Source organism: Citrobacter sp. RHB35-C21 (assembly GCF_013816515.1).
Classification (GTDB): Bacteria; Pseudomonadota; Gammaproteobacteria; order Enterobacterales; family Enterobacteriaceae; genus Citrobacter; species Citrobacter braakii.
In genome coordinates, this window is sequence record NZ_CP057147.1 from 578,847 (window position 1) to 596,047 (window position 17,201).

Here is a 17,201-nt window from a genome sequence, read left to right on the forward strand (position 1 = left end):
TCGCCCCCGGCATAACTCTAAGCCGCCTTTTCAGGCGGCTTCTTCGTCTTCCAGCCGTAACTCGGCATCCGCCACAATCGCTTCCAGCTCTGTCAGCATCTCTTCATAGCCGAAGGTCACAGTATCCTGTTTTTTCGGCTCAACCTGCGGCTGGCGTTTTTTTGATGATTTTTTGCTCAATAGTCGTACTCCATTGTTTTCCCTGACTATACGGGCAAATCTATCAGCAAAGCGCGCAGCGCGGTATCGGCGACTAACGTTATGTTAGTTTCGTCACGAATAAATGCACCATCGCCGCAGGTGAGCGCTTCCTTTTCGGCGCCAGATGTCACCGCATGGAATCTGCCGTGGATCGACTGTAAGTAAGCCCGCGGCCCATGTAACTGAAAACTCAGCGATTCACCTTGTTGCAGTTCAACGTGGTGCACCCATACCTGTTGACGCAGATGCAGGCTGCCTTGTTCACCATCCGGCGAGGCGAGCAACTGATGCTTACCGGCATTCAGCGTGGCTTTCTGTACGCAGGCGTTTTCGCGCTGCGGGCAGGCATCCAGCCAGAGCTGCATTCGGGTTAACGGTTTATCTTTGCTGATATTGTGTTCGCTGTAGCTAATTCCCGGCTGTGTGGCGAGCAGTAAAACTTCTCCTGCCTTGGCCTGGATATGGTTACCTTCACTGTCGCGATACTCCGCTTCCCCTTCGAGGATCAGATTGACGATATCCACCTTCGGATAAGTACGTGGCTGGAAAGAGGCTCCCGGTGCCAGAACTTCCTGGTTCAGAACACGCAGCGAGGCATAACCCAGCAGTTTAGGATCAAAATAGTGTCCAAAGGAGAAGGTATAACGGGCCTGCAGCCAGCCGTAGTCTGCTTGCCCGCATTGTTTGGCTGTACGGGTAGTAATCATAGTTCTTGACCTCTCTTTACTTCCTTTTATGTTAAATGGCTAGACGCTGCATTGTTAGCCAGATATTCTGCCCGGTATGTTCAAATTTCCTGAATGAGAACGAGATGGCCAAAGAAAGGGCTTTAACGCTTGAGGCGTTACGCGTCATGGACGCAATAGACCGGCGTGGCAGCTTTGCCGCCGCAGCGGACGAACTGGGGCGCGTTCCTTCCGCGCTCAGCTATACCATGCAGAAGCTGGAGGAAGAGCTGGACGTCGTGCTGTTCGACCGTTCAGGTCATCGCACAAAATTCACCAACGTCGGGCGTATGCTGCTGGAACGTGGGCGTGTACTGTTGGAAGCTGCGGATAAGCTGACCACCGATGCCGAAGCGCTGGCTCGCGGTTGGGAAACGCATCTGACCATCGTCACCGAAGCGCTGGTGCCGACGGCGGCGTTTTTCCCGCTGATCGACAGACTTGCCGGGAAGGCCAATACCCAGCTTTCCGTTATTACCGAAGTTCTGGCCGGGGCGTGGGAGCGTCTGGAGCAGGGGCGGGCGGATATCGTGATTGCGCCGGATATGCATTTTCGCTCATCTTCGGAAATCAACTCGCGCAAGCTGTACTCGTTGATGAACGTATATGTGGCGGCCCCGGATCATCCAATTCATCAGGAGCCGGAACCGTTGTCGGAAGTCACCCGCGTGAAGTACCGCGGAATCGCGGTGGCGGACACGGCCCGTGAACGTCCGGTGCTGACGGTTCAACTGCTGGATAAACAGCCGCGTCTGACGGTGAGTTCAATAGAAGATAAACGCCAGGCGCTGTTGGCCGGCCTTGGCGTGGCGACGATGCCATACCCGCTGGTGGAAGAGGACATTGCGGCGGGTCGCTTGCGTGTGGTTAGCCCGGAATCGACAAGCGAAATTGATATTATTATGGCCTGGCGTCGAGACAGCATGGGCGAAGCGAAATCCTGGTGTTTGCGGGAAATTCCCAAGCTGTTTGCGGGTAAATAGCAGGGCTGTTACGCCGGATGCGGTGCAAATGCACCTTATCCGGCCGACAAGATGGTGTATTACATCAGGACAGTTGTTTCGGGTCAGCGCCGAAGCGGTTGCTCCCCTGAGTCCCATTTTGACAGTTGAAAATGATGATTACCAACCAGCCTACGATCGGGATCAGCAGCACCAGTAGCCACCAGGCCGAGCGGTCGGTGTCATGTAAACGCCGGAACTGCACCGCCCACCACGGGATAAAGACCAGAACCCCATAAATCGTCGTTAATATGCCTTCCCCTCCGGCGCGTTCCCAGCCAAGCATTCTGTCCAGAATGCCCAGCACGAACGTAAAGATGATGTTGACCAGCACAAACATCCAGTATTCTTTACGACGCGCGCGGCCCCCAAAACCAACGTAGTTCTTTAATACGTTTAAATACCAATCCATTTTTGCCTCGTTCTGTATTCAATTACTTGTTTTTAAAGCAATCAAATTAAGAATAGCTGTGAATGGAATACTGGTAAATATTTGCAGTATTAATTATTTGGCCCCCAAAGGGGACCCGTGTAAATCAGGCAAAACGGTCATCACGCCCGTGGGGTTCGTTGAGGTCCTGCCACGGTCCGACAGAAATAATGCCGGTCGGGTTAATGGTTTTGTGGCTACGGAAGTAGTGATTGCGGATGTGATCGAAATTAACGGTCTCCGCAATGCCTGGCATCTGGTAGATATCGCGCAGGAAACCGTACAGGTTCAGATAGTCGCTAATCCGGTGTTTGTCGCACTTGAAGTGCGTCACATACACAGGATCAAAGCGCACCAGCGTGGTCCACAGGCGAATATCGGCCTCTGTTAACTGGTCCCCGGTCAGGTAGCGATGTTGCCCAAGGATCTGCTCCAGTCGCGCCAGAGATTGAAAGACCTTTTCTACGGCGTCGTCGTAGGCTTCCTGACTGGTGGCAAATCCGGCTTTATACACGCCGTTATTGACGTTGTCATAAATCCAGCCGTTGAGCTCGTCGATTTTAGTTTGCAGAGCGGGTGGATAGTAATCCCCGGCTTTCGCGCCCAGCGCATCAAACGCAGTGTTAAACATACGGATGATATCTGCAGATTCGTTGCTGACAATGGTGTGGTTCTTTTTGTCCCACAGCCCCGGAACGGTCACCCGACCGCTGTAGTGCGGATCGGCGTGTAAATAGAGTTGATAAAGAAATTCGTGCTGATACAGGGTATCGCCGGTTGCCGCCGGGAAGTTATCGTCAAAGGTCCAGCCGTTTTCCAGCATCAGCGGATGCACAACGGAAACGGAAATAAACGGTTCCAGCCCTTTGAGTTTACGCAAGATCAGCGTGCGATGCGCCCACGGACAGGCCAGAGAAACGTAGAGATGATAGCGGTCTTTTTCGGCGGCGAAACCCCCTTCGCCCGTTGGACCCGGTGCGCCATCCGCGGTGAGCCAGTTACGGAAAGCTGATGCAGAGCGTTGGAATTTTCCCCCGGTTGATTTGGTGTCATACCAGGTGTCATGCCATACGCCGTCAATGAGTTGTCCCATGATTTTCGCCTCCTCGGATAGCAAAAACGAGGAGATGTCTCCTCGCTTTTTGATGCGTTTAGTATAGCTCGCTTACCATTTTTTATTCAGTACACGGTCGATGCTGAATGCGCCCGGACCGGTGATAGCCAGCAGCAGGAAGCCGCCTGCGATGGTCAGGTTTTTCATAAACATCAGAGAGTTCACACCTTCCGCAAAGTTGCTGTGGAAGAGGAACGCCGTCAGCAGCGTGAAGCCCGCGGTGAACAGCGCAGTAGTACGGGTCAGGAAACCAAACAGGATGGCCAGACCGCCGCCAAATTCAAGCAGGATAACCAGCGGTAACATAAATCCTGGGACGCCCATGGCTTCCATGTACTGTTGGGTACCCGCATATCCGGTGATTTTTCCCCAACCTGCGGTAATAAACAGGATTGGCATCAGAATGCGCGCTACCAGTACACCAACATCTTCTAATTTCTTCATCATACTCTCCAGGAAACCACTCAGGCGGCTTATTGTGTTTTTTTGTGCAACGACGTCGCAGAGTGCGTCGTTGCTGTCGATGGAGAGAATCATAAACGCGGCTAATGACAATTGTTAGCAAGGAAAACTGTCAGAAATTTTCAAAAAATTTGAGGTTAGGGGAAGGAGAGGTGATCAGCCGCGCAGTTGCTGTTGTCTGATGGTCGATTTAACCAGACGCCAGATGCTCCACACGCTAAAGCCGCGTTTAGCCCAGCGTACCAGCAGATTCGGGTTACGAATGGTGCGAACCGCCATAATACTGCTTCCGACCAACACCCAGCCACGCAGGTTCAGCAGCGTCTTCCAGCCACGATCGTAAACTTCGGTGGCTTCAAGCCAGTCGCGGCGAGTGGCAGACAGATCCAGCCTTTGCTGCTGGATCTGTCCAAGCAGTTGCGCCTTACGTTGTTGACGTTCGACTTTACTGCTCATTATGCATCATCCTCCAGGGCCTGCCTGTCGTTAGCGAGTTCATTGCGCGTATGGCGTAGCAGCGTTGTTTTACGCGCTTTACTCAGCGTCCATAGCCCGCCGATAAGCGCTAAAAGCAACAGCACAACGGTGGTGGCAATCATGGCGTTAAGGCGATACTGCGGGTCTATGGCCCAGATGATAAGCACCATCAGGCTCATCAGACCAAACGCCGCGAACAGCATGGTCAGCCCAAGCATCAGCAGGATCTGGATGAGATTGGCTTTTTCCTCTTCCAGCTCAACGACGGCCAGCCGCAGCCGCGTCTCTACGATCTCAACGAGAATCGTCAGGATCCGCTGTCCAATACCCAGTACGCCTTTGCCTGGACCTTGTGCGTGTTGAGAGTCTGCCATTATTAACGGCGCGACAGCAGTACACCAAGTACCACACCGACTGCAGCGCCAATGCCGACGCCTGTCCATGGGTTTTCGCGTACGTAGTTATCGGCTTTTGCCGCGGCCTCACGGGTCTGTTTAGCAATCACATCGCTGGTTTCGCTCAGACGATGGCGGCTCTCGCGTAACGCATGTTCGGCTTTACTGCGAATTTTACTCATCTCTTCCTTCGACTTATCGCCAGAGGAGCTAAGTACTTCTTCAAGCGTATCCGCAAGAGATTTCAGCTCAGCGCGCAGGTTTTCCGTAGCATTATCTTTCGACATAGTTTTCTCCAGTTGAGTGGCTAGTTACCGTACTTAGTAATCGCGTGTCTCGAGTTCTTTCAGCTCTTGCTGAGCTTCAGCAAGCTTATGTTCGCGCTTGGCTATCTTATCCGCATCGCCTTTTTGCTTCGCCTCGGCCAAGTCACGTTGACGCTCGGCTATCTCATTTTTCTGCTCGGCGATTTTTTTCTGATGGTCGGCGCGCAGTTTGCTGTCAGTACAATTTGCCCGAACTTCGCTCAGCGCTTTGTTCAGACCATTGATGCGGTTTTGATTGTTGTGCTTTTCGGCATAGCTTATCTCCCGCTGAATATCCTGTTCTTTTTCCTGACAGAGGGTGGAGGCGTAACTGCCGGCACTGAGAGCGAAAAGACTAATTGCTAAAGCGATGCGGTATTTCATTCTTGAACCTTCCATTGTGATTCGACCTTGTGGCTTTGGCCGATGCTCCAGAATAATAAAGCAATGGGTCATAAACCCAGTTTATTAATCATAGGCGCTAAATGATGAAATCACCAAAGTGAGTGATCTAATTCAGATTCCTGGAGATTAACCAAAACGGTGCGGGGTATCACGTAAGCGGGATAACCACTGTACCGCCTGATTATCATCATCCTGCTGAGCAATAACGAAACCGTGCGGTAACGTTCGGTCCAGCACGACCTTTGCGGCTGCGCTTTGCGCGCTGGAATCAAAGGTGATCAGCAGCGCGTCATTTTGCGGAGTAATGCTTTTAAAGCGAATGCCGTTGGCGTCCAGGTGATGCCAGATAGAGAAGCCATCAGGCATGGTGGCTCCCTGGTTTACAGCACGAATGGCAAGCGTTGACTCCTGCTGGCGGATGACCGACCAGGTCAGGAGCAGCGCGCCGATAAACAGCATAAAAGTAGTCGTCCAGGCCAGTCGTCGGAGTGTTATGCATGATTTCAGCATAATTTACCCTCGGTTCCCGTATTTCTTTTTCCAAAGCACAACCAGTGAACCTGCCAGACCAAACACCAGTAACACCACGGGAAGCAGCATCAGACAAGACATCAACTGATCTTCATATTTGAGAAACACTGGCGTTTTGCCCAGCAGATAGCCAAGCGTTGTGAGAATCAGAACCCAAAGCAGTCCGCTCATCCAGTTAAAGAACTGAAAGCGCGCATTGTTCAGACCGGACAATCCTGCGATGGTCGGCAGTAATGTTCTGACAAACGCGATAAAGCGACCGACCAGCAGGGCAGACAAGCCATGCTTATGGAACAGATGATGTGCGCGCTGATGGTAGTGCGCGGGTAGATGAGACAGCCAGTTTTGAACGGTGCGGGTATTTCCCAGCCATCTCCCCTGGATATAGCTGAGCCAGCAACCCAGGCTGGCCGCGGTGGTGAGCAGCAGTACCGTTTGCGGAAAACCCATCGCGCCTTTAGCGATAAGTACGCCGACCAGTACCAGTAGACTGTCGCCAGGTAAAAAGGCTGCTGGCAGCAGTCCATTTTCCAGAAACAAAATGGTAAACAGTACGAAATAGAGCATGCCAATCATGGAGGGATTGGCCAGCGTTTCAAAATCCTGAGCCCATAAAGCATTCAGTAATTGAGTCAGTAGTTCCATTCAATATTCCTGGAGAATCGGTTGTCGTCATGCCGGTATTCTGGAGTTTGTAACGCCGCAATTTTATTGGTGTTTTTTACATGGATCGCGGTCTGACACAAATTCACGGCCTGAACTATTCCCTGTAAAGTTGTGAAGTAAGCAAGCTCTCAAACACAAAAATTCAAATAACAACTAATTGTAACAAAGGTCAACGTAGTCCGTTATAGAAATTACGGGTGTTGTCCTGTGATTTTGCTTATCGCAATGGAGGGAGGCGAGAGGATTTACACAGGCTGACACTTTATACCTAATGCTTACCAAGCGTCAGAAACAGGCGCTTTGTCGCGCCTGCATCGTTAAGATTGTTTATTTTGCGCCGTTAGCTGCCGTATCGAGATGAATGACGGGATTATCGGTAAAAAGATAACGGTCTGCGTTGAATTCAAAATCATCGCTGGTTTCGTTAAACAGCATCTGCTTTGTGTTCTCAAGATGCTGCCACATCGCCAGTTTGGCGGCGTGTGGATCTTTGCGAATCAGCGCCCGCAGGATCTGGTCATGGTCGTCGCACCAGTTATCTATCGTGCGCAGGTCGATGTGGTCGTGCAGCTTCTTCCAGTAGGGGTTGTGAATACGCTGAGTCCACATTTTTTCAACAATCGCGGCCAGGGCAGAGTTCTGTGTTGCCAGCGCGACCTGCACATGGAACAGGAGATCCCACTCGGAGTCACGAAAGCTTTTTTCGTTACGCGACTTCTCCTGAATTTCCATCAGTTTCATGATGTCCTGTTTGGTCACCTGGGTGGCGGCAAACTCAGCAATGTTGCTTTCTATGAGCTGGCGAGCCTGGAGCAGCTCAAACGGACCGTAGCTGGCGAACTCCAGACTTTCATCTGGCGCGACATAGTGTTTGGGTTGGTTTGAAATGACGTGGATCCCCGATCCTTTACGCACTTCAACGTAGCCCTCAACCTCGAGCATGATAATCGCTTCACGAACCACGGTGCGGCTGACATTTTTTTCATCGGCGATAAAGCGCTCGGCGGGGAGTTTGTCACCCACCAGGTAGACACCCTGCTCAATGCGTTCTTTCAGATCAGCGGCAAGTTGTTGGTACAAACGTCGTGGTTCGGTGATTTCCATATGCGCTCCAGGCATGATACGGCAGACTCTATTTGTTATACCACTTTTGCGATTACGGCTCCACTCGCGGCGATAAAAAAGCCGCCAGATGACTGGCGGCTTAGCATTACATAACCTTGTTAAATCGTGTCTGGTTAACTTTGCGCAGCGGGATCGCCAGTTTGCGAAGCCGACTCGACCTCGCTGGCCGATTTGTTCTGCAATACCGTCCAGATGACTAACGCGCCGAGCAGGTCGAATACCGCCAGTACGGCGAACAGCGGGCTGAAGCCGATGGTGTCAGCCAGCGCGCCAACGACCAGCGCAAACAGCGTACTTGCAAGCCAGGCGGACATACCGGTCAGACCGTTCGCGGTTGCCACTTCATTACGACCAAATACGTCAGAAGAGAGCGTGATCAGCGCACCGGACAGCGCCTGGTGAGCAAAGCCGCCGACGCACAGCAGGGCGATAGCAATGTACGGGCTGGTGAACAGACCGATCATCCCTGGGCCAATCATCAGCAATGCGCCCATGGTGACGACCATTTTACGGGAAACGATCAGGTTAACGCCGAACCAGCGCTGGAACAGCGGCGGTAAGTAACCCCCTACGATACAGCCCAGGTCAGCAAACAGCATCGGCATCCAGGCAAACATCGCAATCTCTTTCAGGTTAAAGCCGTAGACTTTAAACATGAACAGCGGGATCCAGGCGTTGAAGGTGCCCCAGGCCGGCTCTGCCAGGAAACGCGGCAGCGCGATGCCCCAGAACTGGCGGTTACGCAGGATCTGACCGAGAGACATTTTCTTGGCGGTGCTGTTTTTATGCTGTGATTCCTGACCATTCAGAATGTAATCACGTTCTTCATCAGACAGTTTTTTCTGGTCGCGTGGGTGTTTGTAAAATACCAACCAGCACATGGCCCAGATGAAGCTCAGGGCACCAGAAATAATGAATGCCATCTGCCAGCTGTGCATGACGATAGCCCAGACGACCAGCGGCGGAGCAATCATCGCGCCGATAGAGGAACCGACGTTAAAGTAACCCACGGCGATTGAACGTTCTTTTGCCGGGAACCATTCAGAACTGGCTTTCAGACCCGCAGGGATCATCGCAGCTTCAGCGGCACCGACTGCGCCTCGCGCCAGCGCCAGTCCACCCCAGCTACCAGCCAGTGCGGTCGCGCCACAGAAGACGGCCCACAGAACGGCGAACATCGCGTAACCAATTTTTGTGCCGAGCACATCGAGCACATAGCCGGCAACGGGTTGCATTACGGTGTAAGCAGCAGAATACGCTGCGATGATATAGGAATACTGTTGGGTGGAGATGTGTAACTCTTCCATCAGAGTTGGCGCAGCTGCCGCCACAGTGTTACGTGTCAGATAACCCAGCACGGTGCCAAGCGTCACCAGTGCGATCATGTACCAACGTAACCCTTTAATTTTACGCATGTAAAACCTCATCGTTTTGTTATGTCCGCGAACGAGCGGTCATCTTCCAGTTCAGGGAGGAGGATGTTCTTTTACGAGGGGGTAACCGAAAAAAAGCCGGTACTCCCCGAACTCTGCCATGTCAATATTTGTGCTAATTCGGTTTCCGTACCGGTTAATCCGATGGTGATACATCGGTAATTTGCATTCCGTCGGCTTATGTATCGCGACGGCAAAAAGATAACTTGTCATACATCTTTAAAAGGTGAGTGCCATCACAAAAGTGTGAATCTTCGTGTGGTCATTATTTCGATTCAGCAAAGCCAGTACTGGTGCGGCTTGGCGCGCGGTTTACCTCTTTGAGAGTAATTTTTTTGTCGCCATTTGTTGATCTAACTCACGAAAATATCTTCAGTGTATGGAAATTGGTGTGATAACTTTGTCAACATCAAAACATAAGCAATCTGACGCACTCGCTGAGAGGAAGACGATAATGACCCCGTTTATGACTGAAGATTTCCTGTTGGACACCGAATTTGCCCGCCGTCTGTATCATGATTACGCCAAAGACCAGCCAATCTTCGACTACCACTGCCATTTGCCACCGCAACAAATCGCGGAAAACTACCGTTTTAATAACCTGTATGACATCTGGCTGAAGGGTGACCACTACAAGTGGCGTGCGATGCGTACTAACGGCGTCGCTGAGCGCCTGTGTACCGGCGATGCGTCCGATCGCGAGAAGTTTGACGCCTGGGCCGCCACGGTTCCGCACACAATCGGTAACCCGCTGTACCATTGGACCCACCTCGAATTACGTCGCCCGTTTGGTATTACAGGTAAGCTGCTGTCTCCGGCAACGGCTGACGAAATCTGGAACCAGTGCAATGAACTGCTGGCGCAGGACAAATTCTCCGCGCGCGGCATCATGCAGCAGATGAATGTGAAAATGGTCGGTACTACCGATGACCCAATCGACTCTCTTGAGCATCACGCGGCCGTTGCTAAAGACGCAAGCTTTGATGTGAAAGTGCTGCCGAGCTGGCGTCCGGATAAAGCCTTTAACATTGAGCAGGCGACCTTTAATGACTATATGGCGAAGCTCGGTGAGGTGTCTGACACGGATATCCGCCGCTTCAGCGACCTGCAAGCTGCGCTGACCAAACGTCTGGATCACTTTGCGGCTCACGGCTGTAAAGTCTCTGACCACGCGCTGGACGTGGTGCTGTTTGCTGAATCTAACGAATCTGAACTGGATAGCATTCTGTCACGCCGCCTGGCGGGTGAAACGCTGAGCGAGCATGAAGTTGCCCAGTTTAAAACCGCGGTGCTGGTGTTCCTCGGTGCGGAATACGCGCGTCGTGAATGGGTACAGCAGTACCATATCGGCGCGCTGCGTAATAACAACCTGCGTCAGTTCAAACTGTTGGGTGCGGATGTCGGCTTCGACTCCATCAACGATCGCCCGATGGCCGAAGAGCTGTCCAAACTGCTGAGCAAGCAGAACGAACAGAACCTGCTGCCGAAAACCATTCTCTACTGCCTGAACCCGCGCGATAACGAAGTGCTGGGCACCATGATCGGCAACTTCCAGGGCGAAGGTATGCCGGGCAAGATGCAGTTCGGTTCCGGCTGGTGGTTCAACGATCAGAAAGACGGTATGGAACGTCAGATGACGCAACTGGCCCAGCTCGGTCTGCTGAGCCGTTTCGTCGGCATGCTGACCGATAGCCGTAGCTTCCTGTCATACACGCGCCATGAATACTTCCGTCGCATCCTGTGCCAGATGATTGGCCGTTGGGTTGCTGCAGGTGAAGCGCCGGCAGATATTCAGCTGTTGGGTGAAATGGTCAGAAATATTTGCTTCAACAATGCGCGTGATTATTTCGCCATTGAACTGAACTAAGGCCTGGGTGAAGGTATGCAATACATCAAGATCCATACGCTGGATAACGTCGCGGTAGCGCTCGCTGATTTGGCTGAAGGAACTGAAGTCACCGTTGATGGGCAAGCGGTAATCCTGCGCCAAGCGGTTTCTCGTGGCCATAAATTCGCTTTATGCGATATTGCGCAAGGCGAAAACGTCATTAAATACGGTTTGCCAATCGGTCATACGTTGGTGGACGTGGCGGCGGGTGAGCATATTCATGCTCACAACACGCGCACGAATCTGAGCGACCTGGACACGTATAGCTACCACCCTGATTTTCAGGCAGAGCTTGTTCAACCCGCCGATCGCGATGTACAGATCTATCGTCGCGCCAACGGCGAGGTCGGCGTGCGCAACGAACTGTGGATCCTGCCGACGGTCGGCTGCGTCAACGCTATGGCGCGTCAGATGCAGAACCGCTTTCTGAAAGAGACCAACGACGCCGAGGGTATCGACGGCGTGCATCTTTTCAGTCACACCTACGGCTGTTCGCAACTGGGTGACGACCACATCAACACCCGTACCATGCTGCAAAATATGGTGCGCCACCCGAATGCGGGTGCGGTGCTGGTGGTCGGCCTGGGCTGTGAAAACAACCAGGTTGATGCCTTCCGCGAAACCTTAGGCGAGTACGATCCTGAGCGTGTTCACTTTATGGTCTGCCAACATCAGGAAGACGAAGTGGAAGCGGGGATTGAACATCTCCATCAGTTGTACAACGTGATGCGTAACGATAAGCGTGAGCCGGGTAAGCTGGGCGAGCTGAAGTTTGGTCTGGAATGCGGCGGCTCTGACGGCCTGTCCGGTATTACCGCCAACCCAATGCTGGGGCGTTTTTCCGACTACGTGATTGCCAACGGCGGCACCACCGTGCTGACTGAAGTACCGGAAATGTTCGGTGCCGAGCAGCTGCTGATGGACCACTGCCATGACGAAGAAACTTTCGGCAAGCTGGTGACCATGGTCAATGACTTTAAGCAGTACTTCATTGCTCACGACCAGCCGATTTACGAGAATCCATCGCCGGGCAACAAAGCGGGCGGGATCACCACGCTGGAAGATAAATCTCTGGGCTGCACGCAAAAAGCGGGCTCCAGCCAGGTGGTGGATGTACTGCGCTACGGCGAACGCCTGAAGACACACGGCCTGAACTTACTGAGCGCGCCGGGTAACGATGCGGTTGCTACCAGTGCCCTCGCGGGCGCGGGCTGTCATATGGTGCTGTTCAGCACCGGCCGCGGTACGCCGTACGGCGGTTTTGTGCCGACGGTGAAAATTGCGACCAACAGCGAGCTGGCGGCCAAGAAAAAACACTGGATCGATTTTGACGCCGGACAGCTGATCCATGGTAAAGCGATGCCTCAGCTACTGAGCGAGTTTGTCGATACGATCGTTGAGTTCGCCAATGGCAAGCAAACCTGCAACGAGCGCAACGATTTCCGGGAACTGGCTATCTTTAAAAGCGGCGTAACATTGTAATTACCCTTCATCTTTCGCGTGACAGCCGCGTTGGCTGCGTCCATTCACCCCGGTCACTTACTCCAGTAAGCTCCCGGGGATGTCTGAACTTACCGCCTTGCGGTAGCACGAAATCTTTTGGGTAATCGAAATGGAGTGGATTTTAAAAACGGCGTTTCATAATATGGGGCGCCGTTTGTATTTGCGTTTCCTCACAAGGATCTCCCATGACCGCGTATTGGCTGGCCCAGGGCGTAGGTGTCATCGCCTTTTTGATCGGCATTACCACCTTTTTCAATCGAGATGAGCGCCGGTTCCGGCTGCAACTTGCCGTCTACAGCGCCACCATTGGCGTGCATTTTTTTCTGATGGGCGCCTGGCCTGCGGGAATGAGTGCAGAGCTAAACACCATCCGCACACTCGTCTCGATGCATACCCGCAAACTATGGGTAATGACCGTTTTTATTATCCTCACCCTGGTTCTCGGGCTGGCGAAATTACAGCATGCGATGGAGCTGTTGCCGATTATCGGCACGCTGGCCAGCACCTGGGCGCTGTTTCGCTGCCAGGGGCTGACCGTGCGCTGCGTAATGTGGTGCGCAACCGCCTGTTGGGTTATCCATAATTTCTGGTTGGGATCGATTGGTGGGACGATGATCGAAGGTAGTTTTCTGGTGATGAACGGCCTGAACATTATTCGCTTCCGGCGGATGCAAAAACGCGGAATTGATCCATTCAAAATTGAAAAAAGCGTACAAGAAGAGAACCCCTCCGTCCGGTGACAGAGGGGCAGAGATTAGCCGCGCAGGGCGTTATTTGCCAGACGTTCGTCTTCAGCCTGGCAGGCCGCAGCGGTAAACAGGACGTCTGTAGAAGAGTTCAGCGCCGTTTCACAGGAATCCTGCAATACGCCGATGATAAAGCCAACGGCAACGACCTGCATGGCGATGTCATTCGGGATACCGAACATATTACATGCCAGTGGGATCAGCAGCAGAGAACCGCCCGCCACGCCCGATGCGCCGCAGGCGCACAGCGAAGCCACCACGCTCAGTAACAGCGCCGTCGGTAAATCGACCGGAATACCCAACGTATTTACCGCCGCCAGCGTCAACACGGTAATGGTGATCGCCGCGCCAGCCATATTGATGGTAGCTCCCAGCGGGATAGACACCGAATAGGTATCACGATCCAGGTTCAGCTTCTCACACAGCGCCATATTCACCGGAATGTTTGCCGCGGAGCTGCGGGTAAAGAAGGCGTACACGCCGCTTTCACGCAGACAGGCCAGCACTAACGGATATGGGTTGCGGCGAATTTTCCAGAATACCAGCAGCGGGTTGACCACCAACGCTACCAGCAGCATACAGCCTACCAGCACGGTCAGCAGATGTGCGTAGCCCCAAAGCGTGGCGAAACCGGTGGTTGCCAGCGTGGAGGAGACCAGGCCGAAGATACCGATCGGCGCGAAACGAATCACCAGCTTCACCATAAAGGTAACAGCGTTGGACATATCGTTGACCAGATTTTTGGTCGTTTCATTACCGTGACGCAGCGCAAAGCCCAGACCGACAGCCCAAACCAGGATGCCGATGTAGTTGGCGTTAAGCAGTGCATCAATTGGGTTAGAAACCATGCTCATTAGCAGGCCACGCATCACTTCGATAATGCCGGACGGCGGTACGATATCGCTGGCGCTGCTGGAAAGATGCAGTGTCGATGGGAAGGCGAAGCTGAAGACAACGGCCGCTAACGCTGCGGAAAATGTTCCGAGCAGGTAGAGGAACAGAATTGGGCGGATATTGGTTTTTTGCCCGTGCTGGTGGTTGGCGATAGAAGCCATTACCAGCATCAGAACCAGAATTGGTGCGACGGCTTTTAACGCGCCGACGAACAGAGTACCCAGTAAACCAACGGCTTCTGCCGCAGGTTTTGACACCAGTGCCAGTAAAATCCCCAGAACCAAACCGATCAAAATTTGTTTAACCAGGCTCCCTTGCGCCAAGCGCGAGAATAGCCCCGATGAACGTTGCGTAGTCATGTAGTAATCCTTTCATTGTGTTGTTGCCCAGCCTTTGTGCGTTCTGTAGACGCATCTTTCAGGATGGGGCAAATGTTTGCATGGCTGAGTATAAGGAAAGAACAGGGTTCTGGAAGCGAAATATCCTGGATTTTGCGTTGAGATCATATTTTATAACTTTGAGTTAACATTATTTTGACATGATAAACAAAAAGCCCGACGCACGCAGTGTGCTGTCGGGCTTTTCAGCTAGCAGATGAAACTTACTGTATTTGCTGCTTTTTATCGTGCTGGTGGTTGACCCAGGCGTTCACAATCAGCGTCACAAACAGAATGCCAAATACCACGCCTAACGAGATAGCGATCGGGATATGGTAGAAATCGACGATCAGCATCTTAATACCGATAAACACCAGAATGACCGACAAACCGTACTTCAGCATGGAGAAACGCTCCGCCACGCCCGCCAGCAGGAAGTACATTGCGCGCAGACCCAAAATAGCAAACAGGTTTGAGGTCAGCACGATGAACGGGTCGGTAGTGACGGCAAAGATAGCCGGAATACTGTCGACGGCGAAAATGACGTCGCTCAGCTCAACCAGAATCAACACCAGCATCAGCGGCGTAACAAACAGCAGGCCGTTTTTACGCACGAAGAATTTTTCATCTTCGATGGTATCGGTCATGCGCAAATGACCGCGCAGCCAGCGTACTAACGGTCTGTCGCCAATACCGGAAGCATCTTCTTTCGCCAGCGCCATCTTCACGCCGGTAAACAGCAGGAATGCACCGAACACGTACAACAGCCACTCAAATTGGGTGATAAGCCAACTGCCGGCGAAGATCATGATCGTACGCAGAACAATGGCTCCCAGCACGCCATACACCAATACCCGACGCTGCAACGCAGGCGGTACGGAGAAGTAGCTGAACAGCATCAACCAGACAAAGACGTTATCTACTGCCAGCGATTTTTCGATCAAATAGCCGGTAAGGAAAGCCAGCGCCTGTGGGTCGGCAACGGCGCGGCCCTGAGTTTGTGCCAGGTACCACCAGAAGACGGCGTTAAACAGTAACGACAGCGTTACCCAAACGATTGACCAGGCCGCAGCCTGCTTCATCGACATCGTATGCGCGCCACGACGACCCTGCAACAGCAGGTCGATGGCCAGCATAATTACCACCACGACAGCGAAGCCACCCCATAACAACGGTGTGCCGACAGTATTCATTGTATTTCCCCATGCATAAAAAAAACGGCCAACGCCGAATGACGTTAGCCGCTGCTTTTTATGCATAGACCTTGCCATTCGGCAAGGTCTCACTTACAACAACAAAGGAATACGATGGCGTATTCCTTTGTTATCGCCCGGCGACCGGATGTGGTTTTTCACACATCGTAATGACGATCAACCGACAACGAAGTTACTCCCCTTTGCGGGTTACAAAATATTACAGGCCATGCATTCAGTCAATGGCCTGCAACATTCGTTTTACATACCTTTACGCTGTCAGCGATGTTACCGCTTCATCTGCCGGGAAAATCACGCCGGTCTGGCGGCGAATCTCTGTTTGCAGTTTGGCGGTGATACGGCTGACGGCCAGTGCGGGGTGATCCACTTCGCCGGATTCAACCAAATGAGCAAAAGCCTCTGCCTCATACAGCATAGTATTGATGTGCTGAGGCGTCGTCAGATCCTGGGTTTTCCCCCCGCGAGGAACGAAGCACACTTTCTGACACTCGGAGATATGCTCGATCACCAGCGATCCCTGCTCACCCTGAATTTCACTGGCTAACACCGAGTCGCTTACTTTAGAGTGCTGGAGTGTGACGCTGAAATCACCGTAATTCATCACCACCACGCCGTGGGCATCTACGCCGCTTTCCAGCAGACTGGCGCTGGCCTGAACGCTTTGCGGCTCACCCCACAGCGCAACCGCTGAGGCCAGGCAGTAAAAACCGATATCCATGATCGAGCCATTTGAGAACGCCGGATTAAACGTGTTCGGATTTTCACCGTCCAGATAGCGCTGATAACGCGAGGAGTACTGGCAGTAATTAATAAACGCTTTCCTGATTCTTCCGACTTTGGGTAGAGATTGCTGCAACAGCAGGAAGTTAGGCAAGCTGGCGGTCTTAAACGCTTCAAACAGCACGACCTGATTTTCGCGCGCGCAGGCGAGAGCGGCTTCGGCTTGCGCCAGGTTTGAGGCCAGCGGCTTTTCGCAAATAACATGCTTTTTGTGCCGCAAAAACAGCTCGGTCTGCGGGAAGTGCAGGGAGTTTGGACTGGCGATGTAGACGGCGTCGATCGCCTCGCTTTGCGCCATCGCTTCCAGTGAGGTAAACAGATGTTCGACGGGGTAATCATTGGCGAAGGTCTGCGCCTGCTCGAGGCTACGGGAATAGACCGCGGTTAACTTATATTTGCCGGTTTCATGGGCGGCATCGACAAACTGGCGGGTGATCCAGTTTGTGCCAATTACTGCGAAACGTATCATAATGGCCTTCAGGCTGCGAAAAGGGATCCTTTCGTCAATTTAGCATGCCCTGAAGACAAA

At 52.7% G+C, this 17,201-nt stretch carries 20 protein-coding genes; 4 read left to right on the top strand and 16 right to left on the bottom strand.

Annotation, left to right across the window (positions count from 1 at the left end; translation table 11 throughout):
- Positions 1-30: 30 nt before the first annotated feature.
- Both HVZ39_RS02830 and HVZ39_RS02835 read right to left on the bottom strand, forming a co-directional pair.
- Complete coding sequence (locus tag HVZ39_RS02830; protein WP_016157540.1) at positions 31-180, bottom strand: hypothetical protein; 150 nt, start codon at positions 178-180, stop codon at positions 31-33.
- 26 nt (positions 181-206) lie between these two features.
- Positions 207-908, bottom strand: a complete 702-nt coding sequence (locus tag HVZ39_RS02835) for a pirin family protein (RefSeq protein ID WP_103284269.1) — start codon at positions 906-908, stop codon at positions 207-209.
- 104 nt (positions 909-1,012) lie between these two features.
- Here HVZ39_RS02835 and yhaJ point away from each other — a divergent pair, with 104 nt between their 5' ends.
- Positions 1,013-1,909: a DNA-binding transcriptional regulator YhaJ gene (gene yhaJ / locus HVZ39_RS02840; RefSeq protein ID WP_016154624.1), complete on the top strand. Its 897-nt coding sequence runs from the start codon at positions 1,013-1,015 to the stop codon at positions 1,907-1,909.
- Positions 1,910-1,973: 64 nt separating this feature from the next.
- Here the strand turns inward: yhaJ and HVZ39_RS02845 are convergent, their stop codons facing one another.
- The 11 genes from HVZ39_RS02845 to HVZ39_RS02895 all read right to left on the bottom strand — a co-directional run bounded on the left by HVZ39_RS02845 (position 1,974) and on the right by HVZ39_RS02895 (position 9,252).
- On the bottom strand, positions 1,974-2,339 hold the full coding sequence (locus HVZ39_RS02845) for a DUF805 domain-containing protein (protein ID WP_181633196.1): 366 nt from the start codon (positions 2,337-2,339) through the stop codon (positions 1,974-1,976).
- A 124-nt stretch (positions 2,340-2,463) separates the two neighbouring features.
- Positions 2,464-3,450: a glutathionyl-hydroquinone reductase YqjG gene (gene yqjG, locus HVZ39_RS02850; protein WP_181633197.1), complete on the bottom strand. Its 987-nt coding sequence runs from the start codon at positions 3,448-3,450 to the stop codon at positions 2,464-2,466.
- 72 nt (positions 3,451-3,522) lie between these two features.
- Entirely contained in the window at positions 3,523-3,915 is a 393-nt protein-coding gene (locus tag HVZ39_RS02855; protein ID WP_003024847.1) for a DoxX family protein, read from the bottom strand.
- 174 nt (positions 3,916-4,089) lie between these two features.
- Positions 4,090-4,389, bottom strand: a complete 300-nt coding sequence (locus HVZ39_RS02860; RefSeq protein WP_003024845.1) for a YqjK-like family protein — start codon at positions 4,387-4,389, stop codon at positions 4,090-4,092.
- A complete protein-coding gene (locus HVZ39_RS02865; protein WP_016157537.1) occupies positions 4,389-4,784 on the bottom strand; it encodes a phage holin family protein in 396 nt (131 codons plus the stop codon). Before HVZ39_RS02865 ends, HVZ39_RS02860 begins: the two co-directional genes overlap by 1 nt.
- 2 nt (positions 4,785-4,786) lie before the next feature.
- On the bottom strand, positions 4,787-5,092 hold the full coding sequence (locus HVZ39_RS02870; protein ID WP_003024832.1) for a YqjD family protein: 306 nt from the start codon (positions 5,090-5,092) through the stop codon (positions 4,787-4,789).
- 33 nt (positions 5,093-5,125) lie between these two features.
- Positions 5,126-5,494 carry a DUF1090 domain-containing protein gene (locus tag HVZ39_RS02875; protein WP_016154619.1) on the bottom strand — a complete coding sequence of 123 codons (369 nt, stop codon included), beginning with the start codon at positions 5,492-5,494 and terminating at the stop codon, positions 5,126-5,128.
- Between the two features lie 147 nt (positions 5,495-5,641).
- Positions 5,642-6,010 carry an EnvZ/OmpR regulon moderator MzrA gene (gene mzrA, locus HVZ39_RS02880; protein WP_029139667.1) on the bottom strand — a complete coding sequence of 123 codons (369 nt, stop codon included), beginning with the start codon at positions 6,008-6,010 and terminating at the stop codon, positions 5,642-5,644.
- A gap of 18 nt (positions 6,011-6,028) precedes the next feature.
- A complete protein-coding gene (yqjA, locus tag HVZ39_RS02885; protein WP_003024820.1) occupies positions 6,029-6,691 on the bottom strand; it encodes a DedA family general envelope maintenance protein YqjA in 663 nt (220 codons plus the stop codon).
- Between the two features lie 348 nt (positions 6,692-7,039).
- Entirely contained in the window at positions 7,040-7,816 is a 777-nt protein-coding gene (gene exuR / locus HVZ39_RS02890; RefSeq protein WP_047499647.1) for a transcriptional regulator ExuR, read from the bottom strand.
- Positions 7,817-7,950: 134 nt separating this feature from the next.
- A complete protein-coding gene (locus tag HVZ39_RS02895; RefSeq protein ID WP_016154616.1) occupies positions 7,951-9,252 on the bottom strand; it encodes an MFS transporter in 1,302 nt (433 codons plus the stop codon).
- Between the two features lie 472 nt (positions 9,253-9,724).
- Between HVZ39_RS02895 and uxaC the strand changes: the two genes are divergently transcribed.
- From uxaC to HVZ39_RS02910, 3 genes are all read left to right on the top strand, one after another.
- Entirely contained in the window at positions 9,725-11,137 is a 1,413-nt protein-coding gene (gene uxaC / locus HVZ39_RS02900; RefSeq protein ID WP_053389275.1) for a glucuronate isomerase, read from the top strand.
- Positions 11,138-11,152: 15 nt separating this feature from the next.
- On the top strand, positions 11,153-12,640 hold the full coding sequence (locus HVZ39_RS02905; protein ID WP_181633198.1) for an altronate dehydratase family protein: 1,488 nt from the start codon (positions 11,153-11,155) through the stop codon (positions 12,638-12,640).
- 206 nt (positions 12,641-12,846) lie between these two features.
- The gene (locus HVZ39_RS02910) at positions 12,847-13,401 is read left to right on the top strand and encodes a YgjV family protein (RefSeq protein ID WP_016154613.1); all 555 of its coding nucleotides are present in this window, start codon (positions 12,847-12,849) and stop codon (positions 13,399-13,401) included.
- Between the two features lie 14 nt (positions 13,402-13,415).
- Here the strand turns inward: HVZ39_RS02910 and sstT are convergent, their stop codons facing one another.
- The 3 genes from sstT to HVZ39_RS02925 form a co-directional block, all read right to left on the bottom strand.
- Complete coding sequence (sstT, locus tag HVZ39_RS02915) at positions 13,416-14,660, bottom strand: serine/threonine transporter SstT (protein WP_016154612.1); 1,245 nt, start codon at positions 14,658-14,660, stop codon at positions 13,416-13,418.
- Between the two features lie 242 nt (positions 14,661-14,902).
- The gene (locus HVZ39_RS02920; protein ID WP_016154611.1) at positions 14,903-15,871 is read right to left on the bottom strand and encodes a TerC family protein; all 969 of its coding nucleotides are present in this window, start codon (positions 15,869-15,871) and stop codon (positions 14,903-14,905) included.
- 271 nt (positions 15,872-16,142) lie between these two features.
- Positions 16,143-17,141, bottom strand: a complete 999-nt coding sequence (locus HVZ39_RS02925; RefSeq protein ID WP_181633199.1) for a Gfo/Idh/MocA family oxidoreductase — start codon at positions 17,139-17,141, stop codon at positions 16,143-16,145.
- Between the last annotated feature and the right edge of the window lie 60 nt (positions 17,142-17,201).